At 41.3% G+C, this 26,112-nt stretch carries 23 protein-coding genes and 1 tRNA gene; 2 read left to right on the plus strand and 22 right to left on the minus strand.

Annotated features, from left to right (window positions below):
* Positions 1 to 245: 245 nt before the first annotated feature.
* The 17 genes from PSH48_RS10925 to rppH form a co-directional block, all read right to left on the minus strand.
* A complete protein-coding gene (locus PSH48_RS10925) occupies positions 246 to 665 on the minus strand; it encodes a hypothetical protein (RefSeq protein ID WP_273611565.1) in 420 nt (139 codons plus the stop codon).
* Positions 666 to 683: 18 nt separating this feature from the next.
* Entirely contained in the window at positions 684 to 1,106 is a 423-nt protein-coding gene (locus PSH48_RS10930) for a hypothetical protein (protein WP_273611566.1), read from the minus strand.
* Complete coding sequence (locus PSH48_RS10935) at positions 1,106 to 1,306, minus strand: helix-turn-helix transcriptional regulator (protein WP_121637829.1); 201 nt, start codon at positions 1,304 to 1,306, stop codon at positions 1,106 to 1,108. The genes PSH48_RS10930 and PSH48_RS10935 overlap by 1 nt, the downstream gene beginning before the upstream one ends.
* A gap of 140 nt (positions 1,307 to 1,446) precedes the next feature.
* On the minus strand, positions 1,447 to 2,232 hold the full coding sequence (locus tag PSH48_RS10940; RefSeq protein WP_273611567.1) for a hypothetical protein: 786 nt from the start codon (positions 2,230 to 2,232) through the stop codon (positions 1,447 to 1,449).
* 10 nt (positions 2,233 to 2,242) lie between these two features.
* Positions 2,243 to 3,481, minus strand: coding sequence for an integrase domain-containing protein (locus PSH48_RS10945; RefSeq protein ID WP_273611568.1), 1,239 nt, complete (start codon positions 3,479 to 3,481; stop codon positions 2,243 to 2,245).
* Positions 3,482 to 3,787: 306 nt separating this feature from the next.
* A tRNA-Arg gene (locus PSH48_RS10950) sits at positions 3,788 to 3,862 on the minus strand.
* A gap of 66 nt (positions 3,863 to 3,928) precedes the next feature.
* Positions 3,929 to 4,606 (minus strand): FlgO family outer membrane protein, encoded by a 678-nt coding sequence (locus PSH48_RS10955; protein ID WP_273611569.1) that lies wholly within the window; start codon positions 4,604 to 4,606, stop codon positions 3,929 to 3,931.
* Positions 4,607 to 4,614: 8 nt separating this feature from the next.
* Positions 4,615 to 5,307, minus strand: a complete 693-nt coding sequence (locus tag PSH48_RS10960; RefSeq protein ID WP_004586248.1) for a FlgO family outer membrane protein — start codon at positions 5,305 to 5,307, stop codon at positions 4,615 to 4,617.
* Positions 5,308 to 5,320: 13 nt separating this feature from the next.
* A complete protein-coding gene (locus PSH48_RS10965; protein ID WP_273611570.1) occupies positions 5,321 to 5,914 on the minus strand; it encodes a FlgO family outer membrane protein in 594 nt (197 codons plus the stop codon).
* Between the two features lie 159 nt (positions 5,915 to 6,073).
* Positions 6,074 to 6,604: an SPOR domain-containing protein gene (locus PSH48_RS10970; RefSeq protein ID WP_273611571.1), complete on the minus strand. Its 531-nt coding sequence runs from the start codon at positions 6,602 to 6,604 to the stop codon at positions 6,074 to 6,076.
* 258 nt (positions 6,605 to 6,862) lie between these two features.
* Positions 6,863 to 7,561, minus strand: coding sequence for an SPOR domain-containing protein (locus PSH48_RS10975; protein WP_029771919.1), 699 nt, complete (start codon positions 7,559 to 7,561; stop codon positions 6,863 to 6,865).
* Between the two features lie 380 nt (positions 7,562 to 7,941).
* Entirely contained in the window at positions 7,942 to 8,820 is an 879-nt protein-coding gene (gene galU / locus PSH48_RS10980; protein WP_004586244.1) for a UTP--glucose-1-phosphate uridylyltransferase GalU, read from the minus strand.
* A 19-nt stretch (positions 8,821 to 8,839) separates the two neighbouring features.
* Complete coding sequence (locus tag PSH48_RS10985) at positions 8,840 to 9,691, minus strand: thymidylate synthase (RefSeq protein WP_004586243.1); 852 nt, start codon at positions 9,689 to 9,691, stop codon at positions 8,840 to 8,842.
* A gap of 12 nt (positions 9,692 to 9,703) precedes the next feature.
* Positions 9,704 to 10,507, minus strand: a complete 804-nt coding sequence (gene lgt, locus PSH48_RS10990; protein ID WP_004586242.1) for a prolipoprotein diacylglyceryl transferase — start codon at positions 10,505 to 10,507, stop codon at positions 9,704 to 9,706.
* 10 nt (positions 10,508 to 10,517) lie between these two features.
* Positions 10,518 to 11,327 (minus strand): sulfite exporter TauE/SafE family protein, encoded by an 810-nt coding sequence (locus PSH48_RS10995; RefSeq protein ID WP_054982694.1) that lies wholly within the window; start codon positions 11,325 to 11,327, stop codon positions 10,518 to 10,520.
* A gap of 72 nt (positions 11,328 to 11,399) precedes the next feature.
* The gene (gene ptsP, locus PSH48_RS11000; RefSeq protein ID WP_273611572.1) at positions 11,400 to 13,664 is read right to left on the minus strand and encodes a phosphoenolpyruvate--protein phosphotransferase; all 2,265 of its coding nucleotides are present in this window, start codon (positions 13,662 to 13,664) and stop codon (positions 11,400 to 11,402) included.
* A gap of 29 nt (positions 13,665 to 13,693) precedes the next feature.
* Entirely contained in the window at positions 13,694 to 14,212 is a 519-nt protein-coding gene (gene rppH, locus PSH48_RS11005) for an RNA pyrophosphohydrolase (RefSeq protein WP_004586239.1), read from the minus strand.
* A 577-nt stretch (positions 14,213 to 14,789) separates the two neighbouring features.
* Here rppH and mutH point away from each other — a divergent pair.
* Positions 14,790 to 15,461 carry a DNA mismatch repair endonuclease MutH gene (gene mutH, locus PSH48_RS11010; protein WP_004586238.1) on the plus strand — a complete coding sequence of 224 codons (672 nt, stop codon included), beginning with the start codon at positions 14,790 to 14,792 and terminating at the stop codon, positions 15,459 to 15,461.
* A gap of 180 nt (positions 15,462 to 15,641) precedes the next feature.
* On the opposite strand, the gene eno is transcribed toward mutH, so the two are convergent.
* The 5 genes from eno to rlmD form a co-directional block, all read right to left on the minus strand.
* Positions 15,642 to 16,940 (minus strand): phosphopyruvate hydratase, encoded by a 1,299-nt coding sequence (eno, locus tag PSH48_RS11015; protein ID WP_029771921.1) that lies wholly within the window; start codon positions 16,938 to 16,940, stop codon positions 15,642 to 15,644.
* Positions 16,941 to 17,053: 113 nt separating this feature from the next.
* Positions 17,054 to 18,688 (minus strand): CTP synthase, encoded by a 1,635-nt coding sequence (locus PSH48_RS11020; protein ID WP_004586236.1) that lies wholly within the window; start codon positions 18,686 to 18,688, stop codon positions 17,054 to 17,056.
* Positions 18,689 to 18,865: 177 nt separating this feature from the next.
* Positions 18,866 to 19,663 carry a nucleoside triphosphate pyrophosphohydrolase gene (mazG, locus tag PSH48_RS11025; protein ID WP_273611613.1) on the minus strand — a complete coding sequence of 266 codons (798 nt, stop codon included), beginning with the start codon at positions 19,661 to 19,663 and terminating at the stop codon, positions 18,866 to 18,868.
* A gap of 1 nt (position 19,664) precedes the next feature.
* Complete coding sequence (gene relA / locus PSH48_RS11030) at positions 19,665 to 21,821, minus strand: GTP diphosphokinase (protein WP_024033076.1); 2,157 nt, start codon at positions 21,819 to 21,821, stop codon at positions 19,665 to 19,667.
* An 8-nt stretch (positions 21,822 to 21,829) separates the two neighbouring features.
* Positions 21,830 to 23,155, minus strand: a complete 1,326-nt coding sequence (rlmD, locus tag PSH48_RS11035; protein WP_273611573.1) for a 23S rRNA (uracil(1939)-C(5))-methyltransferase RlmD — start codon at positions 23,153 to 23,155, stop codon at positions 21,830 to 21,832.
* 111 nt (positions 23,156 to 23,266) lie between these two features.
* Between rlmD and barA the strand changes: the two genes are divergently transcribed.
* Positions 23,267 to 26,041 carry a two-component sensor histidine kinase BarA gene (barA, locus tag PSH48_RS11040; protein WP_024033078.1) on the plus strand — a complete coding sequence of 925 codons (2,775 nt, stop codon included), beginning with the start codon at positions 23,267 to 23,269 and terminating at the stop codon, positions 26,039 to 26,041.
* The last annotated feature ends 71 nt before the right edge of the window (positions 26,042 to 26,112 follow it).

Consider the following 26,112-nt stretch of genomic DNA (forward strand, 5'->3'; position numbering starts at 1 on the left):
CCCTACTGGGGCGCATCTTCAAAAATAGCCTTTTTTCGAGGGTAAAAAACCGACTTTGAGAGTTCATATTCTTTCACCAACAAAAAGTCATAAATAACAAAGCATACAGCGATAGTATTCGCTTACATAAAAATACTGGTACATAGGTTTTTTAGGCTATTTTCTTAGGTGGGTTTCCCTTGGCCACGATCACTACCAAGGGATAATTCAAAGTTGATTTAATACGCTGGTGGCGCATATTTTTATTAAGCGGCCTGTTCATCAAAACGAGCAGACAATTTGCCTAATTCTTTTACGGCATCTTCAAGCAAACCTTCCACCAGCCAAATTACATTACTCAGATGCTCTCCAAACAATCCGCCAAATCCCTCACTATTACGCAAAGCGTCCAGCACCGTTCCAGCCTGAATTAATAGCTGCTCAAACCTCAATTGCTCTCTTGGGATTTCACCAAAATACATATCAACGCTATCCGTCAAAACTCCCCCTATGCGATCGCTAACCGTCCAAAGTAAGTTTGCCAATGTTACTTCTGTCATTGATTTATAACCATCATTAGCAATAATAAACGCTGTTAGGCTATGTACCTGTTTTACTGCCCCATCAAGATAGTCAAAGTTATCCACCGAAATGCTAGCATCATATTTCATATTGTTTGTAGTCATTATCCTGTTCCCTATTAATTAATTTTTAATAGCCGGTAATGGCAAACGGTTAAATGGCGCCAACAATTCCGCCTCTTGCCCCTCACTTAATATTCCTGCTTTTCGCCTTGTTCGGCTCGCGTTAATCTCTTTTAAAATTGCCGCTGCTATTTCTGGTGATGAAAAGCTATATCTAAGATGAGTGCCTATGCCATCAGGGTTCTCATCATTCACACGTGTTAACTCAAAACCATGTAAACGCTCTAACTGCGTGAAATAGTTCCTACCACTGGATAGGCCAACGTTACGCAAAATATCGTTTTCTGTAGCGCCTGTGGGGTGCTGCAAAATATATATAAATGCTCGCTCCTTCTTTGGCTGCGCTCTCGGCTTTTTTTGGCTATTATTGTTAGCTGATAAATTGGCTTGAGTGGCGGCTTTTTTACCGCTGCTCCCTTTCATTAGGCAGCCCCTTTCACTTCATTAGCACCGGGTAAGCTTTCCATCCATTTTTGAATATCACTAGCAAGCCAGCCCATAGCCTTAATACCTAGCTTTTTTCTAGCAGGGAACTTACCCGCCTTTTCCCAGCGGTTAATCGTAGATACGCTAGCGCCAGTAATTTCCACAACATCATTTAATTTTAAAATTCTATCTGTCATCGCCTTTCACCTTCTATTTTATTGGGTCAAGGCGAATATTAAGGGCTCAAAAATAAATTACACGACAGCTAACTTTAGGTTTCTGATTTCAAAACTTAACTTTCTAAAAATAAACATAAGAATATGATTCAAAACAACATTTATCTTGCTTTGTTCAACCATTCATTAATTATCTTTTCAATCGACCCCTTATCTTGTGGAGGCTCCAATGTTTCAGGCCAGAATAGCTGCGCTTTTATATCAACTAACTTAGCCACCTTTGCGCCAGCCACTTTTCCAGTGGTTTTTGTTACACACTCCCCCCTAAATTCAGATAATACAGCTAGAGCAGCCCCCAGTATTTCCATTCTTTCCCTATTACTTTTATCTATAATATCGAAACGATTGTGCGGCTCTTTTTTTGGTTTAATTGCCCCTCTTAATATTGCTGCTTGATCAGCCTTAATTAATAAGTCATCAACTTGAGGGTGTATAGGGTGAGTATGATGTACTTCAATTCCTTTATATTCTGTTGGCTCTTGAGCTTTTAACTTCCAAACTTGCCCTTCCATATCTTCCACCAACCCAATACTAAAGCTCTCATAGAACTGGTGATGATCGTAGGGGTCAATAACATTGCTACCCGCTTCAACATCATTATCTTTGAACTCTACACCTAAATGTAAAAGCAATAATTCATGAAAATACTCATCACAATGCTGTCGGTTCAACTTAAAGAAACCTTCTAACTTTTCTAAACTTTCAGGGCTTTCCTTTTGATTTTCGCGCACACCATAACGACTATGCCGACCAAATAACTCAGTATAAAAATCAACTTTCCCTCTGTTGTAATACCGGAAAAAGCGTTTTATTTTACTGCTATCGTCCATATCTGCTTTATCAAAAAGCACCTCTAATGCTTCATCTACACTAATAAATTCATCCATTAGCTAATCCTTAGACTACTTTTAAATGCTGGTTGCCAGTGACCGAGTAATCACCCTTACTAGCCGCTTCAATATGAGCAGACCACCAGCACATCATTTTACGTCTGCGTTCTAAATAGTCGGTTCGGTTGTAGGCTGCGCGCACTTGGTTTTTATCTACATGCGCTAGTGCTGCCTCAATTAAATCAGAGTCAAAACCTTGTGCGTTTAAAGTGGTACTCGCTAGTGCGCGTAAGCCGTGGGCTGTCTGCTTGCCTTGTAAACCCATACGCCTGAGCGCTGCGCCTAATGTCTCTCGGCTTAGGTGGGTACGTGGGTTGTTATCAGAAGGGAATATAAAATCACGGTGACCGCTAATAGGTTTTAAATACTCTAATAGGGCTAATACCTGCGGAGTTAAAGGAATTGCTTGCGGTTTGCGCTTTTTCATACGCTCAGCAGGTATGTTCCACACTTGATTATCAAAATCAATTTCATTCCACATTGCCCCCGCTGCCTCTGACGGCCTAGCCATTGTATGTAACTGCCACTCAAATAAGCATTTAGTAATAAGCTTTAAACGAGCATCGTTAACGGTTGCTAAAAGCATTGGCAGCTGTTCAGGGGCTACCGTAGGCATATTAGTATGCTTAACAGTATCAAACGCTTTAGCGATACTGTGAAGATGATTGATCGGCATACGCCCAGTATTAACCGCATAATCCATCACTTCATTAATACGCTGGCATAAGCGGCCTAGCATATCGAGCTTATTCGCTGCCTCTAAAGGGCGCAGCGTTTCAATGGTTAACTGTGCGGATAATTTACTTATCGGCACTTTACCAAGCGCAGGATAAACATGTATTTCAAATCCTCGTAAAATATTAAATGAGTGCCGCTCACTTACTTTTACTGTTTTTAGCTTTAGCCATTCAGCTGCTACTGCTTCAAAGGTATTCTTTGCCTCAGTTGCTTTGGTGCTCTGAATTTCTTCCCTATATTCCTTAGGGTCAATATCATCAGCAAGTAACGCCCTTGCCTCATCACGTTTTTTTCTAGCCGCTGCTAATGTTACCGCAGGGTAAACACCAAAACTTATTTGGGCTCGCTTTTTGATGTGCGGACGGTAGTAATTAAACAGCCACGTTTTAGAGCCATTCTTTTTTATACGCAAGCCTAACCCGCCACCATCTGACAACAGGTATTCACTTGCTTTTGGTTTCGCATTTTTTATCTGCGTATCATTCAAAGGAGTTGTTAATCTAGGCACGTTTTCACTCCACTATCGAACAGGTAGCCAACCCTTAAAATGGGATATTAAAATCACGATCCGCATTCTTCCTTTAATTTTCATCCGCTTAACTGAATTACAGCGGTTTTAGTTACATCAAAATCGACAAAACGATTCGGTGTAACTATGAGTGTAACTAAAGATATGGAATATAGAAAGCCATCATGAACGTTTAAGTTCGTTCAGGAGATACCATCAAAACCTTTAAACACAAGAGATAAGAAGGGAGGCTGACTTAATACGAGTCAATATAAACTAATATGAATTACTATGGAAAACATGAATTGGTAGCCCCTGCAGGAATCGAACCTGCAACTGCCCCTTAGGAGGGGGCCGTTATATCCATTTAACTAAGAGGCCGCATCGAGCTTACAGCTTACAAAAATTATAACGGCATCTTGTTTTTCATATCAAGCTAAAATTAACTTAATTGCTTGATAAATATATATCTTCTTTGTTTAACACGTACAGTGGTATGAGTTTGCGGCTGCTTGCTACAATATGTTTGCTGTGAACATTTATAACGCGGGTGTTTACTGCTACGCCATTTGGGCGGTAAATTAACGTACCTGCTAATACATAGTTAGCCATGCTGCTTTCGCTTAGCTTTTCTATATCGCGAGATAACACAAAGTCGCCTCTGTTTGATACATCAATGTTGTCCATGGTTTTAAAATCTACCACGCCGTAGCCAAATTTTTGCAGCTGATGAATAAACGTCTCTGCTAATTGATTACCCAACTGATTACTTTTATTAAGCGATGCGTCTAAATCTACAATGGTGGTAACCGCTATGTTGATGCTGTTGTTATCGGGCGCTTCGGCTTCAAGCGTATCGACTAAATCCAGCGCCATTTGCTCTACATAGTTTGCCAGCGTTTTGTGGTGTTTAAGCGGTGTAAACTGCCTTGCTGTGTCGTACTCACTTTGCTGCTGCACAGATTGGTTGGCATACACTGGCGTTGGTTGGCTACTTTGCGTTACCACGGTGTAGTCTGAGCGCGTGTTTATGCTTTCGTTATGCTCATTATTTTGCGTTATTGAACAGCCAGTTAATGCTAACGTTGCCGTTAGCCCTGCTATAGCAGATAGTTTGTAAAACATGGTCAACCTCACTCGCTGGCTTGTTTAAGCATAATTCCGTCGGTGCGATAGCTACTGTTTAGCGCATCCACCACTGATTGAGGAATAAACCCTTGCGCACTGCCCACTACCGCTTTACTTTTAATGCCCACTATTCGAGCATTTACCAGTACGCCGCCTTGGTGGCTCACAAGTGTTCCTGCTAATACGTAATTAAAGTTTTGATCTTGGTTTAGCTCTAGGTAGTCGCGGCTAAATACAAAGTCGCCTGCGGGGGTTACTCGCATATAATCGGTGGTTTTAAAATCGATAACCGGTACTCCAAAACTATGCAGTTCATGCATAAAGCTTTCGGCTATTTGGTTACCTAACAGGCTTCCATCGCTGTAGTCATCATCTAAAAATACAAAGCTAGAAACGGCAAGTGGCGTTTTGTCGTTTACGTATTGCAGGTTTTCGACCATGTCTTGCATTATCCCGCGCACATAATGGTTTATATTTTTGCGTTTTGCGGGGGCACTTTTGGTGTAGTTACTTTGCTTGTTTAAATTAGACTGAAATAACGCTTCATTTGGTGCAGGTGCTTTTACCGCACGTTGCTCTGAAACAAGCTGGGCTGCATTGTCTTGCTCAACCTGCTCTGGCTCTGAATGTAGCGAATTTAACATTTGCGAACAGCCAAAGCCTAATGGCAAACATAGGGTAATTAATAGGTTTCTCATGGTGTGCTCCTGATTAATATTCGCTGCGGTACAAAGAGCCGTCACGCTGCTGAATTTTTTCATTTCCCCACATTACATTTATAGGGATCTCTGTGCTGCCTGCCGACAGTACTTGCTTGTTTTCAATATTAACGAGTCGTGCATTAACTATATAAGCATGCTGTTGTCGCGTTACAGTGCCGGTGATGACTAAGTCAATATTTTGGCGATTGCGTAATTTACTTAAGTCGCGGCTTAATATGCTGTCTGCGTTTTGCGCTAATATAAGGTTATTGCCAAGGCGGTACTCAACGGTATGATAGCCAAGCTGGGTAAATTGCGTTAATAAGCTTTCTTGAATTTGTAAGCTCAAACCCGAGGCCTGCCCTGCTACTACCTTAGTATCTAAAGCATCGGCATAAAAAAAGCTACTCACACCAATGCGCGCATTGGCATTTAAAGCGCCATTTACATGGTTAAGCTGCGAGGTTAGATTTGCTACATACTCGTTAACGGTATAGGGGGCCATTGCTGCTTTTGGCGCGTCAGTAGGCACACTCGGCTCTGGGGGCGGAACCAAATTGCAAGCAGTTAAATTTAACAATACTAAAGGCAGTAAAAGGCGCATAGTTGCCGTCCTCTTTAAAACATACCGAGGATGAAGCAATTATTATGCCTAATTAACCTAAACTCTGGATAATAAACCTATCTCTAGCCAGAGATAATAAATTTAAGTATCAAGATAGTTCAATATGCTAGTAAGGCTCTTAACCAGAGTTCAGGTTAATTAACTTTGAGGCGTTTTGACGTAGTAGGTTACAAAGCAGTTATTAATTTTTATTAATGACTTACATGCATCCTTTGCTGCTTCTTTTGTTTTAAACGCACCAAGCTTTAATCTATAAAAGGTGTGCTGGTCAATCAGTACTTGCTCGGTATTTACTTCAAGCTTATTTGAGGCCGATTGAAATTGCTTTATAGCCGCTTCAAGTACCGCTTTATTTTTATATGCCCCCACTTGCACAGCAAACAGCGCATTTGTATTTACAACAGCTAAGTGGTTAGTTTGCTGTTGTTTTGGCTGCGCGTTAAGTTGTTTTAATTTATCTACTGTGCGCTGTAATTCACTTTCTAGCTTTAACAGTCTTTCTAGTTGAGGCTTGGTTTGTTGCCACTGCTGCGCTGACTCTTTTAGTACGGCTAAGTCATCTTTTTTAATGAGCACCGCCTGCTTTTGGGCCGTTGCTAGTGCGTGAGCACTGTTTGATAATGCAAAGCCTAAAACTAATGTGGCTAAAAAATCCTTGTAGTGCAGCATAAGTATGTTGTTAATATGGGTAAGAGTGGGCGCTATTTTAACAGCCAATCAACGCTAAGCAAGTCACGCGTGCTACGGCCTATTGCGCTTTTATACCAATTAGCTTAATTAAGTAATCTATTATGAGGATAGTAAAACGTATTGATAGCTAGGCAAAAAAATTGCTATTTAGTTGTTCTAAACGAGATTTATTAACGCAGAACGCAACTCGATTAGGCCCGTCAAATGATTATTTATTATTGCGGGTTGGTATCACTATTAAAGTTTAATTGGCTTATCGGTGTAGTTACTTACAATGCAGTCGAGCTTATACATTTTAAATACTTCACAGTCGGCTTTGGCATTTTTAAGGTTTTTATAAGAGCCAAGCTTTAAGCGATAAAAGGTTTTATCATTTATTTTTGCGGTTTCTACGTTGGTTAATATTTTATCTCTAAATAGTGGCGCTGCTTTGGTATTTAGTTCTTGCCAGGCTTTGGCTACATCCTGCTTAGAATCAACCGAGGCAACTTGTAATGCAAATACATGTTTAGGGGTATTAAGCTTTATAGTTTGCTTTTGGTTATTGTTAGCAGCTTTGTAAGTTTGCTGACGACGTGGCTTATTACTGGTTGTACGCGAAGGCGTGCGAGTGTAACGGCTGCTGTAGGCAGGGCTTGCATTAGATTGTGCAATAGCTTTAGAGTTTATTATATCTATGTGATTAACCAGGTAAGTAATTTCTTTTTCAAGCTTTAAAATACGCTCTATACCGGCGCGTGCTTGCTGCCATTGCATTGCGGCATCTTTTAATTGCGCAAGCTCTAGTGCAGTTATCGATACGTAATCGGGCGTGGTGTTAGGTATTTCATTATCAACAGCAGGTTTAGCGGTAGGCGTAATAGAGCACGCCGTGCCAAACGTAAGCGTAAAAAGGCATACAAAAAAGTGTTTATAGTATTTTTTTAATTTAAGCATGTACCCGTTATCCTGAAAGCAGTGCCTGTGCACTTACATTTCAGTTAAACATTCTCACAAGAAAGCGTTTAACTTAGCAATTTAAACAATGAGCGATTTTTGCTCCCGCACGCTAATTTACCTGCTTAGATAAAATTAACATGACCCTTCCGTGAGTTTGGCTTTTAATACAACTTTGATGCCAATTAACATAAACTTTACAATATAAATTACGTTATGTTGCTATATAACGCAAGTCAAATTCAGAACATAATTAAGCGTAGACCATCTTTATTACTGGCGTGGTTAAAATTAAGTAAACCCATACCTATTTTTGTATTAATAATTTAGCACTAAAAAAGGCGCCTAAACAGGCGCCTTGGTGGGTAATTTAATAAAAACTAAATTAACGATTTAATAAATGTTTTTAAATCATCTGCAAACTCGTCGCGGCGCAGAGCAAACTCTATCGTTGCTTTTAAGTAGCCTATTTTACTACCACAATCGTGGCTGCGGCCTTTCATTGCGTACGCGTCTACTTTTTCTTGCTGCATTAGCATGGCAATTGCATCTGTAAGTTGAATTTCGTTGCCAGCCCCTTGCGGCGTTTTAGCAAGAAGTGGCCAAATGTTTTCGCTCAATACATAACGCCCTACTACAGATAGGTTTGAAGGTGCTTCATCTACTGGCGGTTTTTCTACCATGTTTATAATTGGCGAGCTTTCACCTTGGTGAAGCTCTACGTCACCTAAATCAACAACACCAAATTTGTCTACTTCGTCCATTGGTACTGGCTCAACCATAATTTGGCTGTGCTTAGTTTCTTCAAAACGGGCGATCATCTCTGCTAGGTTGTCTTTTTTAAGGTCGCTCTCTACGTCATCAACAATTACATCTGGCAAAATAACCACAAAGGGTTCGTTGCCAATAATTGGCGCTGCACAGTTAATTGCGTGGCCTAAGCCTTTGGCTTCGCCTTGGCGTACGTGAATAATGGTCACATCTTTAGGGCAAATTGCCTGTACTTCGGCAAGTAATTGCCGCTTTACGCGTTTTTCAAGCGTGGCTTCTAGTTCAAAGCTGGTATCAAAATGGTTTTCGATAGAGTTTTTACTTGAGTGCGTTACAAGTACAATCTCTTTAACGCCTGCTGCTACCGCTTCATTTACTACATATTGAATAAGCGGGCGGTCTACCACTGGGAGCATCTCTTTAGGGATAGCTTTTGTGGCAGGTAACATACGCGTTCCAAGGCCTGCTACTGGGATCACTGCTTTCATCTTGTTCTCCTTAATCTTATTATACTGAAAACGGATATTGGATTGGTTCGTGGCATTGATAGCCTACTACTTCAAAATCGTCTCGTGTTACCCATGTTTCTATATCTTCTAGTGATTTTATGTTTGGGTTAATATTTAATTGCGGTGAGTCAAACGGCTCACGTGTTAGCTGTACATCGCGCATTAACGGTAACTGGTTTTCGTAAATATGCGCGTTAGCAATTTTATGATACGCCTTACCTGCTTTATGGCCGGTAATTTGCGCTACCAATGCCAGTAATACAAAGCACTGAATTTGATTAAAATTAAGCCCTAGAGGCACATCGCAACTGCGCTGATACGATGTTAAATACAGCGTGTCGCCAAGCAGCGAAAACGTATGCGTGTGCATACATGGGCGCAAGCAACCAAGCTCAAACTCACCAGGATTATAAAAGGTAATTATTTCACCTCTGTCATCAATCCCGTTTTTTAAGTTATTTATTACTTTAGCAAGCTGATCGAGCGTTGAGCCATCTGGGCGCTGCCAATTACGCCCTTGCACGCCATAAACGCGGCCCATGTCGTCCTCGCCTTTGCGGTTAGGGTTATTTAGCCATGCGTTATTATCGTTTGCGTTTGCATCCCAAGTTTTACAGCCTATATCGCGAAATTGCGCTGCGCTATCGTACCCTCGTAAATAACCTAAAAGCTCTGCTATAGCGGCTTTGTAGTAACTTTTACGAGTGGTGATCATAGGAAATTTATTATTACCTACATCGTATTCTAAGTCGGCATTAATAACGGTTAAGCAGCGCGTGCCTGTGCGTTTGTTTTCTACCCATACACCTTCGTCAACGATGCGCTGACATAATTTTAAATATTGTTTCATGATCTGTTCTTACTATGCCTTTGCTGCGGTTACAGGTTGCGGTTTTTTGTACGCCCAAATTAATAGCCCTAGGCCACCAATTATCATAGGTAACGAGAGTATTTGACCCATTGAGATAAAATCGGCAAATAGGCCAAGCTGCGCATCTGGTTGGCGGAAGTATTCAATACAAAATCTAAATACGCCGTATCCTAATAAAAACACACCGGCTACACTGCCTGCAGGGCGAGGCTTTTTAATAAACCATAATAAAATTAAAAACAGGACTAGCCCTTCAAAAAAGGCTTCGTATAACTGCGATGGGTGACGCGCAAGCGGCCCACCCGTTGGAAATACCATTGCCCATGGCACATCGCTTACACGGCCCCATAACTCGCCATTTATAAAGTTACCAATACGCCCTGCTAATAAGCCAACCGGAACCAGCGGCACTACAAAATCTCCCACTGCGAATAGTGATTTTTTGCGGGTTTTTGCAAATAGTATAATAGCGGTAATAACCCCTAATGTTCCGCCGTGGAACGACATACCGCCTTGGTCAATTCTAAATAAATATAATGGATTTTCTAAAAAGTAACTAAACTGATAAAACAATACATAGCCAATTCTGCCGCCTAAAATAACCCCTAGCATGCCGTAAAAAAGCAAGTCGCTAACTTGCTCTTTAGTCCAGCCAGAGTTTGGTTTTTCGGCTTGACGATTAGCAAACCACATCGCAAATGCAAAACCAATTAAATACATTAAACCGTACCAACGTACGCTTAGCGGTCCAACAGAAAAAATTATTGGATCGATTTGAGGAAACTCAAGTGCCATAAATAAACCTTTAGCTAAAAACCATTTTAAGTGCGATGAGCACAAGCAACACCGCGAAAATTTTCTTTATTATATTAACAGGTAAATAATGAGTTGCTTTAGCCCCTAAGGGCGCCACAAACCACGATGTTATTACAATACCAAATAATGCAGGTAAGTATACAAACCCTGCGAACCCATGGGCTAAATCGGTTACCTGCCAGCCTGCGCTTATATAACCAATAGAGCCAAATAGTGCGATAACAATGCCGCTCGCTGATGCACAGCCTATCGCTTTTTTCATATCAACTGAAAAGTAATTAAGCATAGGGGCAATAAGTGCGCCGCCACCAATACCTATTAAACCAGAAAGCGCGCCCATAAGAGCAGAAATGCTCCCTAAAATAATCCCTTTTGGTAGCGGTTTTTCTTTAAGCGATTTACTACGTGATGCCAACACCATTCTGCCTGCAATAAACACAACACTTATTGCAAACACGCTGCGTAATGCTTGTTCGGGTATTAAACTTGCGGCAAAGCCACTTATTAACGCGCCTAAGCCTACACCCGACATAACCCACGGTGCAATTTGCCACGGCACATTATCATTTTTATGATGAGCCAAGACTGAAGAAGTAGAAGTGAATAAAATAGAGGCAAGTGATGTTGCAATAGAAATAACTAATACGTGATCAGGTGAAGTAACGTCAAACATCAGTAATAAGCTACTTAAAACAGGCACAATAATTAAACCGCCGCCTATCCCTAATAGCCCAGCTAAAAAGCCAACTACACAGCCAAGTAGCGCACAACTGGCCACGAGTAAAGCTAAGTCATACATAGTGTTCTCAAATACCTTTTCGTGCGCCTATATTAAAGGATTATAAAGTTAATAGCATCTTTAAGCGCTGCATTATTTGGCGGTATAAAACAGATCGCCTAATTGGTGTTCAATCATAAAATTGCGCGTTAAGCGCAGTACCTGTTTAGCGTTCGATTGCACTAAGCACTCTGCGAGTAATTGCTGCATATCGTTAATATTTAAGCGCCTTAAAATCCACTTTACTTTCGTTAACGACGACATGTTCATACTTAAATGCCTATAGCCCATGGCAATGAGTAAAATAGCGCCCTCTGGCTCGCCGCCTAGCTCGCCACATAAACTAAAGGGTAAACGGTGTTTATTACATTCATTCGCTACTTTATTTAATACCCTTAACACGCCGGGGTGATATGGGTTAAATAACTGAGCCACTCGCGCATTTGCTCTATCGACAGCAAGTAAGTATTGCGTTAAATCGTTACTGCCCACTGAGCAAAAATCCACTTTTTTAGCCCACTCGTCGAGCATAAATATACTTGAGGGTACTTCAAGCATAATGCCTACTTCTGGGCGCTCCAAGTTTTGCTCTGGGTGTTTTTCTGCCAGTTCAAAATAAGCTTGTTCAAATAACGCGAGCGCTTCGTCTACCTCTTCTGTACCGCTGATCATAGGCAGCATTATTTTTAAATTACCTAAACCCATATTTGCTTTTAACATAGCTTTGAGCTGATCTAAAAATAGCTCTGGGTGGTCAAGGCTTATGCGTATGCCGCGCCACCCTAAAAAGGGGTTTTCTTCGGTGATATTAAAGTAATCTAAAACTTTATCGCCACCAATATCTAGGGTTCGCATAACCACTGGCGCTGGATGGTAACTTTTTAGCACCTCCCTATACCAGTTTTCTTGCTCAGCTTGCGATGGAAATTGCCCCTTTTGCATAAACCATGCTTCGGTACGATAAAGCCCTACCCCATCGCAAATATGCGCACTACTTTGATCGGTATTAAGCTCAAGCCCTGCATTTAGCATTAAATTTATTTGCTCACCATCTAAGGTAACCGACTGCGCACTTTGCTCTGCTAAAAAGCGATTATTGAGTAGTTTATCTTGGTGCTTTAACTGAGCGTATTCATCGAGTAACACTTGCGAAGGAGAAATATATAAACGCCCTGCAAAGGCATCTAAAATCATTGGTTTAGCATCAAATTGCAATAAGGGTAAATCTTCAATCCCCCAAATAGCCGGTATTCCCATCGCTCGGGTTAATATAGAGGCATGGCTATTGGCTGAGCCATTCACACTCACTACACCGGCTAAATGCCCGTTGGGTACTTCAGCCAGCATGGCGGGCGTTAAGGTATTCGCAATTAATATGGTATTGGGTGGGTAATCTTTTACTGCGTGCTCTGTGTTTACAAGGTGGTGTAATACCCTTAAACCTATGTCTTTTACATCAACTGCGCGCTCTTTTATGTAGGGGTCTTGCATGGCATTAAACTGCGAAATAAGCCGCTCAATAACAATTTTTAAGGCGCTTTTTGCGCACCAGCCCTCTTGTAACTGTACCTCAACATTGTGGCCTAAACTTTTCGCATCAAGTAATTGTTGGTATACATCAAATACCGCGAGGGCTTCTCGCGGTATTGAGTCACTCAAGGTCATAGACAGGGTATTAAATTCTTTGCGGGTGGCAGCAACGGCTTGTGTAAACAAACGGCGCTGCTCGGCGCTATCGGGATCTTTTTTTAGCTCTATAGATTTAAAATCAAGCTTAGGCAGTACCACAAAGGCTTGGCCAATCCCAATACCTGGCGCACTCGACACCCCTTTGAGCACTGAGGTTTGGTGTGATGATTCGTCTTGGCGTAAAAGCTCTTTTATTTCAGCATGCGCAAGTTGCGAGGCTAGCTGCGCTGAAAGGGTAATTAAAAACGACTCTTCGTCTTGGCTAAAAACCCGCGCCATTTTTTGTTGTACAACAATAACGCCCAATACCTTTTTTTGATGCACCACAGGTACAGACAAAAAGGCATTGTAACCTTCTTCGTTTACTTCGGGGGAGAGCTTAAAACGCGGATGAGATTTTGCAAAAGCAATATTAATAGGCTCTTCACGCTGGGCTACTAAACCTACAAGCCCTTCGGTAAAGCCAATTCTAAACTTACCTACGGCGTCGGGGTTAAGGCCTTCGGTTGCCATAAGTACAAAGTTATCTTGGCTGTAGTCGGCAAAATAAATAGAGCAGCACTGGGTTTTCATGGCCTCTTTAACCATTTTCACAAAGCACACTAAGGCACTGTCTAAATTCGCTTGTTGCGAAACAGACTCAGCAATAGTTCTAAGTGTTGCCAGCATTACCTGCTCCTTATTTTATAATTATGCTACTACCTTTTGTGTCGCCACTGTTCTTTATGATGTTCTCTTTTATTAAAAGGCATTGCAAACGGTGCAAACTCTTTCATCACCCGTCTGTATACATCGCGTTTAAACGACACCACTTGCCTTACTGGGTACCAATAACTCACCCAGCGCCAATCATCAAACTCGGGATGATGTGTTTTAAGCAAGTTTACATCTTCATCTTTGCAACGCAGCTTTAATAAAAACCATTTTTGTTTTTGCCCAATACACACCGGACTAGAGTCGCGGCGAATTAATCGCTTGGGTAATTTATAGCGTAACCAATGTTTTGAGCTTGCAACTATTTCTACATCTTCTGGTCGCAAACCTACTTCTTCGTGTAATTCACGGTACATGGTTTGTTCGGGTGTTTCTCCGTCATCAACACCGCCTTGGGGAAATTGCCAAGAATGTTGACCGTAACGTCTAGCCCAAAAAACCTGCCCCTGATTATTGCAAATTACAATTCCGACATTGGCACGAAAACCTTCGGCATCAATCACCTTAGTGCCTCATTTGTAAGTCGATTTTTAATGATTGTTCCACATTAGCTGCAATTCGGCAAACACTATTATCCCCAAAGTCATCACGCCCTAATCGCACGTTTACTATTTACACTGTGCATAACGACTTAACCTTAAATGAGCACTGAGTAATTACAAGGATAAAATAACCCTTAATTCACGCAACTTTTAGCAAAAAAAGCTAAGCTATGCCTTGATTATTATGTTTAGTGCTATTTACTCACAGCTTGTGTATAACTTTTGATAAACAAGGCTATTTTGCAAACAAGTCCACAATAGCAGATCTAAAAACTCGCTTTCTCCACAGATTCTGTGGATAAACATGTTTATATAGTTGTATTTATCCCATATAGAATTTGCTAACTTAATTAAAGCTGAATGAGTTAATAGAAAATATTAAAGCTAGTCAGTCACTTACAGTTAAACTGTGACTTTTTGGGGTGAGCAAAATTACGCCAAACACAGTGCGTATAAAAAACAACCAAAAGCAAAGATATCCACCTTACGGGGGTTTTGCTATCATGGCGCTGTTAATTATTCAAGGTAAATGAGTAGCATGCGACCAACAAAACCCCATTCAATTAATGACTTAATGCAACGCGTAAACGCTATTGCTGGTTTAACATTAGGGCAATTAGCCTCTCAATACAGCTTTAAAACCCCTGACGACCTATTACGCGAAAAAGGCTGGACCGGGCAACTTATTGAATACGTGTTAGGCGCTACTGCAGGCTCAAAACCCCTCCCCGACTTTGAAGATTTAGGCATTGAATTAAAAACACTGCCTATTTCGTATAAAGGAAAACCCTTAGAAACCACTTTTGTGTCGGTTACCCCCCTGATAAATGTAACCGGCATGACGTGGCATACAAGCGCTGTGCGTAAAAAACTCAATCATGTTTTATGGCTGCCTATATTGAGTGAGCGCGATATTGCGCCTTTTGATAGAACCATAGGCAGTGGTTTTTTATGGCAGCCTACGCCTGAGCAAGATGCGTTGCTACAACGTGATTGGGAAGAACAAATGGAGTTAATAGCGCTTGGGCGAGTTGATGAAATATCAGGCCATTTAGGGGATGCTATACAAATTAGGCCTAAAGCCGCTAATAGCAAAGTAGTTACCGATGCTATTGGTCCAAATGGGCAAACAATAAAAACCTTACCGCGTGGTTTTTATTTAAAAACCAGTTTTACGGGAGCTATTTTAAAGCAGCAATTTCAGCTCTGAGCTGTGCAGAAAATATTATGAGTTAAGCAAATCCTTTTTCGCACTGCGTGCGCGCGTTAGCAAGCTTAACGCCTACAAAGCATTCTCATCTCTTTGATAAATTATCAGGCATAAAAAATCCCCGCATTAGCGAGGATTTTATCATCTAAAATTAAAAATGAGATTCTATATAGAATAGAATTACTGACCTTTAACTTCTTTAAGACCGTTGTAAGGTGCTTTAGAACCTAGCGCTTCTTCAATGCGAAGAAGTTGGTTGTACTTAGCAACACGGTCAGAGCGGCTCAATGAACCTGTTTTAATTTGGCCTGCAGCAGTACCTACCGCTAAATCAGCAATAGTTGCATCTTCTGTTTCGCCAGAACGGTGCGAAATTACAACAGTAAAGCCTGCATCTTTAGCCATTTTGATTGCTGCTAACGTTTCAGTTAGGGAACCAATTTGGTTAAATTTAATTAGGATTGAGTTAGCAATACCGTTATCAATACCGCGTTTTAAAATCTTTGTGTTAGTTACGAATAAATCATCGCCTACTAATTGGATTTTATCGCCCATTAATTTAGTTTGGTGTGCAAAGCCATCCCAATCTGACTCATCTAAGCCATCTTCAATAGATACAATTGGGTATTGCTCAGTTAGATCTTTTAAGAAGTAGTTAAACTCTTCTGAAGTGAACTTTTTGCCTTCACCTTTCAGATCGTAAATGTTTGCTTCTTTGTCGTAAAACTCAGATGCTGCACAGTCCATAGCCAGTGTAATATCTTTACCTAGCTCGTAACCTGCGTTTGCTACAGCTGTTTTAATAGCAGCAAGTGCCGCTTCGTTTGATGCAAGGTTTGGTGCAAAACCACCTTCATCACCTACCGCTGTAGAGTGGCCGTCTGCTTTTAATACTTTAGCAAGGCTGTGGAATACTTCAGCGCCCATACGTAGGCCTTCGCGGAAGTTTTCAGCGCCAACAGGTTGGATCATAAATTCTTGAATATCGACAGAGTTATCTGCGTGCTCACCACCGTTGATGATGTTCATCATAGGTAACGGCATTGAGTAAACACCTGGCGTACCGTTTAAGTCTGCGATGTGCTCGTAAAGCTCAACTTTTTTAAATTGTGCAGCGGCTTTTGCAGTTGCTAGTGATACCGCTAAGATAGCATTTGCACCTAGTTTTTCTTTATTTTCGGTGCCATCTAAATCTAGCATTACTTTATCTACAGCACTTTGCTCTAATGCATTTTGGCCTTTTAGCGCATCCGCAATTTCGTTGTTAATAAAACCAACTGCGTTTAATACGCCTTTACCTAAGTAACGGGCTTTGTCACCATCACGTAGCTCTAGTGCTTCGCGAGTACCTGTTGATGCACCTGAAGGAGCGGCAGCGCGGCCCCAAGAACCATCAGCTAAATATACATCAGCTTCAACAGTAGGGTTACCACGCGAGTCCATAATTTCGCGACCAATTACTTTTACGATTTCTGACATCTTGATTCCTCTATATTCCCAAAATGGTGAGTTCAGCTAACTTTACTACGTTTTATATCTTTTAGTCAGCCCTTTAGACAAAAAAGCCGTGCAATATGCACGGCTTTTTTTAATTACGAAGACGTTTTTTGATGAGTATGAGCAGCTGCTACAAACCCTTCAAATAACGGGTGACCATCACGTGGTGTTGACGTAAATTCCGGGTGGAATTGCGCGGCAATAAACCATGGGTGATCTTTATTTTCGATGATCTCTACTAGTTTTTTATCTTCTGATAAACCGGTAAAGCTTAAGCCTGCTTGCTCTAATTGCTCTACAAAGTTGTTGTTTACTTCGTAGCGATGACGGTGACGTTCAATAATTTCTGTATTGCCGTACACTTCGTGCACCTTAGAACCCGGCGTTAAGTGACATTTTTGTGCGCCTAAACGCATGGTGCCACCTAAATCAGATTTTTCATCACGTATCTCAATGTTACCCTCAGCATCTAACCACTCTGTAATTAAGCCCACTACTGGCGCTTTTGAGTGAATATTAAACTCAGTTGAGTTAGCGTCGGTTAAACCTGCAACATTACGTGCGTATTCAATAAGTGCTACTTGCATACCTAAACAAATGCCTAGGTAAGGTACTTTGTTTTCACGGGCATACTTAGCTGCTAAAATTTTACCTTCAACACCACGGCCGCCAAAACCACCTGGTACTAAAATAGCGTCTAGATGAGAAAGCAGTTCTACCCCTTTGCTTTCTAAGTCTTGCGAGTCAACGTATTCAATATTAATGGTTAAACGGTTTTTAAGACCTGCATGCTTTAGTGCTTCGTTAACTGATTTGTATGCATCTGGTAGTTCAATGTACTTACCAACCATACCAATTGTTACTTCGCCAGTCGGGTTAGACTCTTGATAAAGTACTTGTTCCCATTCAACTAAATCAGCTTCTGGTGCGTCAAGGTGGAAACGACGACATACAAAGTTATCTAGCTCTTGTGATTTTAATAGCGCAGGAATTTTGTAAATGCTGTCTACGTCAGGAAGCGAAATAACCGCTTTTTCTTCAACGTTTGTGAACAATGCAATTTTTGCACGTTCGTTGTTAGGCAATTTACGGTCTGAGCGACAAATAAGAATATCTGGCTGAATACCTACAGAGCGTAACTCTTTAACTGAGTGCTGTGTTGGTTTAGTTTTTACTTCGCCTGCAGGGCCTAAGAATGGCACTAGCGTTAGGTGAATAAATAGCGCGCGTTCGCGGCCAATTTCTGTACCTAACTGACGAATTGCTTCAATAAATGGTTGTGATTCAATATCACCTACTGTGCCACCAATTTCTACAATCGCAATATCATGACCTTCAGCACCGTCGTATACACGTTGCTTAATGTCATTTGTGATGTGTGGAATAACCTGAATGGTTGCACCTAAGTATTCACCACGGCGCTCACGACGTAGTACATCTTCGTACACTCGCCCTTGTGTGAAGTTGTTGCGGCTGGTCATTTTGGTGCGAATAAAACGCTCGTAGTGACCTAAATCAAGATCCGTTTCGGCGCCGTCTTCTGTAACGTATACTTCACCGTGTTGAATTGGGCTCATTGTGCCTGGGTCAACGTTTATGTAAGGATCCAGCTTTAAAATGGTAACATCTAAACCGCGGGCCTCTAAAATAGCTGCCAATGACGCTGCTGCAATACCTTTACCCAACGAAGAAACAACCCCGCCAGTAACGAAGATAAATTTTGTACTCATGCGAACCCTAGAATATCAGGAATTAAAAGGAATATAACACCCGAGAAAGAGACTCTGGGTATATCATCAAGACGGGGCGAAATTGTACCAAAACAGCGTTGAGCAATCCAGCTAAAAATAGCGTTTAGACGCACAAAAAATGTTCGTTGATTAACATTAGGTTGTACTGAGCTAATCTTATTTCGCTTTTTTAATGGCTTCCCATGCTTCTTCCATTTCCTCAAGCGTTGCGCGCTCTAAACTTTTACCTTTTGCAATTAAATAACCTTGCACTTTTTCAAAGCGCGCCGAGAACTTATCGTTGGCTTGTCTGAGTAGTTGCTCTGGGTCGCGTTTAACATGGCGAGCCACATTTACTGTGGCAAATAATAAGTCGCCTATTTCTTCTGCTGTATGATCGGATGAAGGGTCGTGCTCAAGCGCTTCTTTTACTTCAAGTACCTCTTCACTTACTTTATCAAGTGCCCCGTGGTAGCTTGGCCAATCAAAACCAAGTGCGGCAGCACGCTGCTGAATTTTTTTAGCTTTAGTTAGACTTGGCATATTGGTGGGTATATCTTGCCAAAGTGAGGCTTTGCTTGGCTGTACTTTTGCTGCACGCTCTTGTGCTTTAATTGCTTGCCATTGCTCTGCTAATTGCTCGTCGGTTAATGCTTGCTTGGTGTTAAAAACATGAGGGTGACGGCGGGTAAGTTTACTATTTAGCTCACTAACCACGTCGTTAAAATCAAATAGCTCCTGCTCTTTGGCAAGTTGTGCGTAAAAAACGATTTGAAACAGTAAATCGCCCAGCTCATTTTTAAGCTCGTTTAAATTTCCCGACTCTATGCAGTCGGCCACTTCAAAGGCTTCTTCTAGCGTGTGCGGAACAATCGATTTAAAGTTTTGCTTGCGATCCCACGGGCAACCGTCGGTAGGATCGCGAAGCAACGCCATAATATCGAGGAGTTGCTCAAGGGCGTTACTGTTTGCCATTTTATTGGTTTCGCTTGGCACTGTGAACACCTTCAATTTGATGCAGTTTAGACAAAACCCGGTTTGTGCCCGATAGGTCATGCACTTCTATTTGCATAGTAAATACCGCTAACTGATCGGCCCCAACAGTATTAACGTTCATGTTGATCACATTTACTTTTTCGTTAGCCAGTACAGAGCTAATATCGCGAATTAAACCTGAGCGATCGCTTGCTTCTATTTTTATACTTAGCGCATAAGAGCCGTTTATTTCATCTGACCAACTAACCGATATAACACGCTCTGGGTGTTGCTCTTTTAAGTTGTTAAATGAATCGCAATCTTCGCGGTGTACCCCAATGCCACGGCCTTGTGTAATATAGCCAATTATTTTATCGCCAGGTACTGGGCGACAACACTTAGCAACGTGGCTCATTAAGCTGCCCACGCCATCCACCACAATGCCGTTTTTATCGCCAGTTACTTTACTTGGCGCTTTAAAACGAATAACGGGTTCTTCTTCAGTACGATCACTGACAAAGTTAAGCATTTGGTTTAAGCGAACATCGCCGGCACCTATGGCAACCATTAAGTCATCTAGTTCTTTAAAATTAAAGCGCTTAATAGCTGGGTCTAAATCTTTGTAGGTTAAATCTAGCTTTTGCAGTTCGTTATCTAGAATCTCTTTACCGGCGCTTAAGTTTTTATCGCGGTCGAGCTGTTTAAACCAATGATGGATTTTAGCCCTTGCACGCGACGATTTAATATAACCAAGCGATGGATTTAGCCAATCGCGGCTTGGATTAGGCTGCTTTTGCGTGAGAATTTCTACCTGATCGCCCGTTGATAGCTGATGTGTAAACGGCACTATTTTGCCAAATACTTTAGCCCCTATACAGCGGTGCCCTACATTTGAGTGAATGTAGTAAGCAAAATCAAGCGGTGTAGCGCCAACAGGTAAATCGATGATATCGCCACTTGGGGTAAATATATAAACGCGGTCTTCTACAACTTGGTTTTTAAGCTCTTCGGCTAAATCGCCCCCATCAACCACTTCTTCTTGCCATTGCAGTAATTTGCGCAACCAGCTAATTTTTTGCTCATAGCCTGAGCCACGCCCAGGTAAAGCGCCTTCTTTATACATCCAGTGCGCGGCTACGCCTAGCTCTGCATCTTGGTGCATTTCGCTGGTGCGTATTTGTATTTCAACGGTTTTCCCTTCAGGGCCAAATACCACGGTATGAATTGATTGATATCCATTTTGTTTGGGTGTAGCAACGTAGTCGTCAAACTCTTTATTAAGGTGGCGCCAATTAGTGTGCACAATACCTAGCGCGCCGTAACAATCTTGCAGGCGCTCTACAACAATCCGCATTGCTCTAATATCAAACAGCTGATCAAACTCGTAGTTTTTTTGCTGCATTTTTTTATAAATGCTGTAAATGTGCTTAGGGCGGCCATACACTTGCGCCTCAATACCGGCTTCGCTTAAGCGGGCTTTTACTTGCGCGACCATGTCTTCCATATAGGCTTCACGGGCAAGGCGCTTGTCATCAAGTTGTTTAGCAATGCTTTTATAGGTGTCGGGGTGTAAATACCTAAACGATAAATCTTCTAGTTCCCACTTAAGCTGGCCTATACCTAACCTGTTTGCTAACGGGGCAAAAATATCTGCGGTTTCTTTAGCGGCAATAACACGCTCTTCTTCATCGCCATTTTTTACATTGCGTAAATGGCACACTTGCTCAGCAAGTTTAATCACCACAGCGCGCACATCTTCAACCATGGTAAGTAACATTTTACGAATGTTATCTACCTGCATAGTGCCTTTACCTTGGTGCGATAAAGTACTAATAGCAGCCATTTGCGCAACCCCAGTTAAAAGCATGGCTACATTTTTGCCAAGTTGTGCTTCTACGGTTTCAAGGTCTACTAAGTCATTTAAGTAATAATGCGTGAGATACGCGGTTGCGAGAGATTCTGCATCTAAATTTAGCTCGGCTAAAATCTCGACCATTTCTATGGCCGTGTTTTGCCGTGCTTGGTTGTCACATGTAACACACAATGCTTGCGCTTTGTTTAGTAGCGTTATTTTCTCTTGCGATAACGCTAACTGTTTTAGGCTAGTAGCAAAGTCACCTGTGTCGTCCTGTTGATGTGATTGACGTGTAGCGACCATAAAACGCTTTACCTCCGTTGAAATAACGCCATTGTTTCTATGTGTCCTGTATGTGGAAACATATTCATTAGCCCAATTTTAGTAACTTCAAAGCCTGCTTGCGAAATAATTGCACTGTCACGGGCTAAAGTAACAGGATCGCAAGAGACATATAAAATGGTTTTAAACTGCTTTAAAGGTAGTTGCTCTAAAACAGCCATAGCACCTGTGCGAGAAGGGTCTAATACTAATACGTCTAGCGCCTTATTAAACCATTGTGCTGTTTCAATTTTTTGCGTTAAATCAAAACAATGAAAGTGCGCATTAGTGATAGAGTTAGTTTGCGCATTTTGCGTCGCCATTGCAACCGCCGATGCAACCCCTTCTACTCCAATAACCGATTTAGCATGCTGGGCTAGCACTAATGAAAAGTTACCAATACCACAAAATAAATCCAATACTTGCTCGTTTCCTTGCAAGTTAAGCCAATTTACTGACTGAGCTAACATAGCTTGGTTAACATCATCATTTACTTGAATAAAATTACCAAGGCCAAATTCAAATTTTAATTTAAACTTTTCTAAAAAATAATACGGCGTAGGCAAATGAGCCTGCTCTATAACATCGCTGTTGTCTTGCCAGGTAATTAACCACTGCTGTGCGTTTGCCGCTTCTTGTACGTAGCTTTTGGCTTCATCTGGTATCGCTTTAGTATGGCGAATAACAATAAAGTTCCCAGCTTCGTTTTGGCACAACTGCAAATGACTTATACTGTGTAGCGCTTTGTATTGATTAATAAGCGTTTCAAAAATACTAAATACGTTAGTAAATGCCTTACTAAGCACATCACATTGCTCAATACTAATCACATTTTTAGAGCTAGGCGCACGATACCCAACTCGCATTTTTTTAGCGGCTTTATCATACATTACGGCAATACGCGCACTGCGTCTGTAATGAGTGGGCTTACTTAAAAGAGGCGCTTGCCAATTTAAGTCGCTTAATTTGGCAAATTTTTGAAACAGTTGCGTCACTGCATTTTGCTTTTCAACCACTTGCTGATTTATTTCTAGGTGCTGCAACTGGCAACCACCACAGTGATTATAATGCTGACAAAAAGGCTGCGTGCGCGCATCGCTTGGATTAATAACCTTAACCAGCTTTGCGCTACTGTACTTGGCTTTATCTTCTATTAGGCTTGCCGTTACTTTTTCATTCATTAAAGCGCCGCTTACAAAGCACACTTTATTATTGTGTTTGGCAACGCCCCGCCCTTGATGATCCATGGCCGTAATATTAAGTGTGAGTGTTTGCTGTTTAAGTGGTTTTTTCTTTGCTTTAAAAATTTGCGCCATGCGGCATTACCTTAAATTTTGTATTACGTATAAGCAAATCAGATGCTTTGAGAATAGCCGATGAACCGTATATACTCGATCCATACTAATAATGATAATAACGCTTCCATTATGACCAAATTAGGCTTACGTGATTCTGTTTTAACCTTAACCTTGATCCCCACAGTGATCATTGGTTTGTTACTTGGCGGCTATTTTACAATAAATCGTTACATTGAGCTTGATGAAATTTTATATCAGCAAGGCAGCTCAATATCTGAACCCTTAGCAATTGCTTTAGAGCAGCCTTTACTTGAAAAAAATAAAAAGCTGCTCAACCGTCTGATTAGTTACACACACAATAAGCACTCCCCAACCATTAAATCGATTGCTATTTTTGATACCAGCAATCAGCTTATTATGACCAGTAACTATCATCGCTCGTTTGATGAACTAACTCAAAAAGAACAAATTGAAAATCTTCACACAACAAAAATTAATAAATCAGAAGAGTTAATCACGTTCTACACCCCAATTTTTAATCACTCTGCGCCGGTATCAAAATGGGATATTAATGATTTTCAAACCCCGCTTGGCACCGTTATTTTACAACTTAATAAAGACCAAGCGATTATAGGCCAGCAGCGAGCGGTTTTAATTAGCGGCATTGTTATTTTATTTTCAATAATATTGGCATCTATTTTAGCGCTTAAGCTTAGCCGTATGTTTATGAACCCGCTTAATAAGTTAGTACTTGCCACCGACAAACTAGTTGAAGGTAAAAGAGACACGGGTTTAAACGACACCATGATGGGCGAATTTGAACTTTTGCGTGAAGGGCTTAATACCATTGCCCACACTATGGTTATGCAAAAAGACGAAATGCAGAAAAATATTGATCAGGCCACGAGTGATTACCGCGAAACCCTAGAGCAATACGAAACCTCAAATATTCAGCTAACCATGGCCAAAAAAGAGGCGCAAGATGCTAACCGCGTTAAGTCCGACTTTTTAGCTAAAATGAGTCACGAGTTACGCACCCCGCTTAATGGGGTTATTGGCTTTACGCGCCAATTGTATAAAACACCTTTAAATAAACATCAAAAAGACTACCTCGATACCATAGAACTTTCTGCCAATAGCTTATTGACGATTATTAGCGATATTTTAGATTTTTCTAAACTTGAAGCAGGCGCAATGGAGCTTGAATCAATCCAGTTTCAACTTCGCGATAGCGTAAACGAGGTTATGACATTATTAGCTCCCTCGGCGCATGAAAAACAACTTGAGCTATCTATTTATATCAACCCACAAGTGCCTGATGATTTAACCGGTGACCCCACTCGCCTTAAACAAGTACTCATTAACTTGTTAAGTAATGCCATTAAGTTTACTGAAAAAGGCTCTATAAAAGTTGATATAAGCTACCGCTTATTAGATGAAGACCGCGCCTCTATTTTAGTATCAGTAACCGATACCGGTGTGGGTATTCCAATGGATAAGCAAGATGCGTTATTTACTGCATTTGGCCAAGCAGATTCATCTATCACCCGAAAATTTGGCGGCACTGGTTTAGGTCTTATTATTACCAAACACATTGTAGAGGCTATGAATGGCCGAATAACGCTAAATTCAGCCCCGGGAAGCGGCACCTGTTTTACCTTTAATGGTGTGTTTAGGTTGCCTGATCATACCTTTAGTAACGACTTACCTTCTAAATCACTTATTGGTAAACGCATATTATACCTAGAGCCACACGAGCATACGCACCACTCAGTGCTTTCTGTATTAAACGAGTGGGAAGCGGTTGTAACCGCCTGTTTTAATGAAGCAGCGTTTTTAGACGCCATCAAACATAAAATGTTCAAGTACGATATTTGTATTATTGGTGATATGGCATCGGTAGATGATATGCAGCGACTTAAGAGCTATGTGAATATGGTTCGCGAGTCGTGCGATTATTTATACCTTATGCTCAATACTGTATCGCATAATATGCGCGAAGCGTTTATTGGTAGCGGTGCCGATGCGTGCTTAAGTAAGCCGCTTAATCACCGTAAATTATGTGAAGTACTGGCTGCGCCTTATCGCCTTGACCATCCAACCTTAAATATTGAGCCAAGCGACCAAACATTATTACCATTAAAAGTACTGGTGGTAGATGACAACGATGCAAACTTAAAACTTATTTGCACCTTGTTAAAAGAGCAAGTTGAATTTATAGACACCGCTTATAATGGCTCGCAAGCCTACAGCTTAAGTAAAAGCCATAAGTACGATGTTATTTTTATGGACATACAAATGCCGATTATGGATGGCATTACCGCGTGTAAACTTATTAAGGAGTCTTCTTTAAACGAAGACACACCTATTATTGCGGTAACCGCGCATGCACTGCACAGTGAAAAAGAGCAGCTATTAAAAGATGGCTTTAAAGGCTATTTAACTAAGCCTATTGATGAGGACATGCTGAGCCAAATTATATGCGATCATAGTCCGCAATCGCCCGTAAGCCGCGACAAAATTAAAAGTGTAACGTCACAAAGCCCTGCTCCATTTGAAAGTAACTGCTTAGATTGGTCGCTTGCGCTACAACGTGCAGGGGGCAAAGGTGAGCTGGCGCTGGAAATGCTCAATATGCTGTTACAAAGTGTGCCAGAGACACTCTCGCAGCTCAACGAAGCTATTGAGCAAAACGATTGCCAAACGGTATTAAGTGTTATCCACAAATTCCATGGCGCGTGCTGTTATACCGGTGTGCCTAAGCTTAAATCACTGGCAGAAACCATAGAAACCTCACTTAAAAGTGATTGCGTGCTAGATAACGTTGAGCCTGAACTATTTGAGCTTCAGGATGAGCTGGAAAACCTCATGGCAGATGCAAGTGCTACCGAGCATCAACGCTAAAAAACACGTAATAAAAAAGCGCAGTAAATGCGCTTTTAACAGGTTTTAATACCATTTTACTTAATTAAGTA

This window comes from Pseudoalteromonas sp. Angola-4 (assembly GCF_028599265.1).
Taxonomy (GTDB): Bacteria; Pseudomonadota; Gammaproteobacteria; order Enterobacterales; family Alteromonadaceae; genus Pseudoalteromonas; species Pseudoalteromonas atlantica.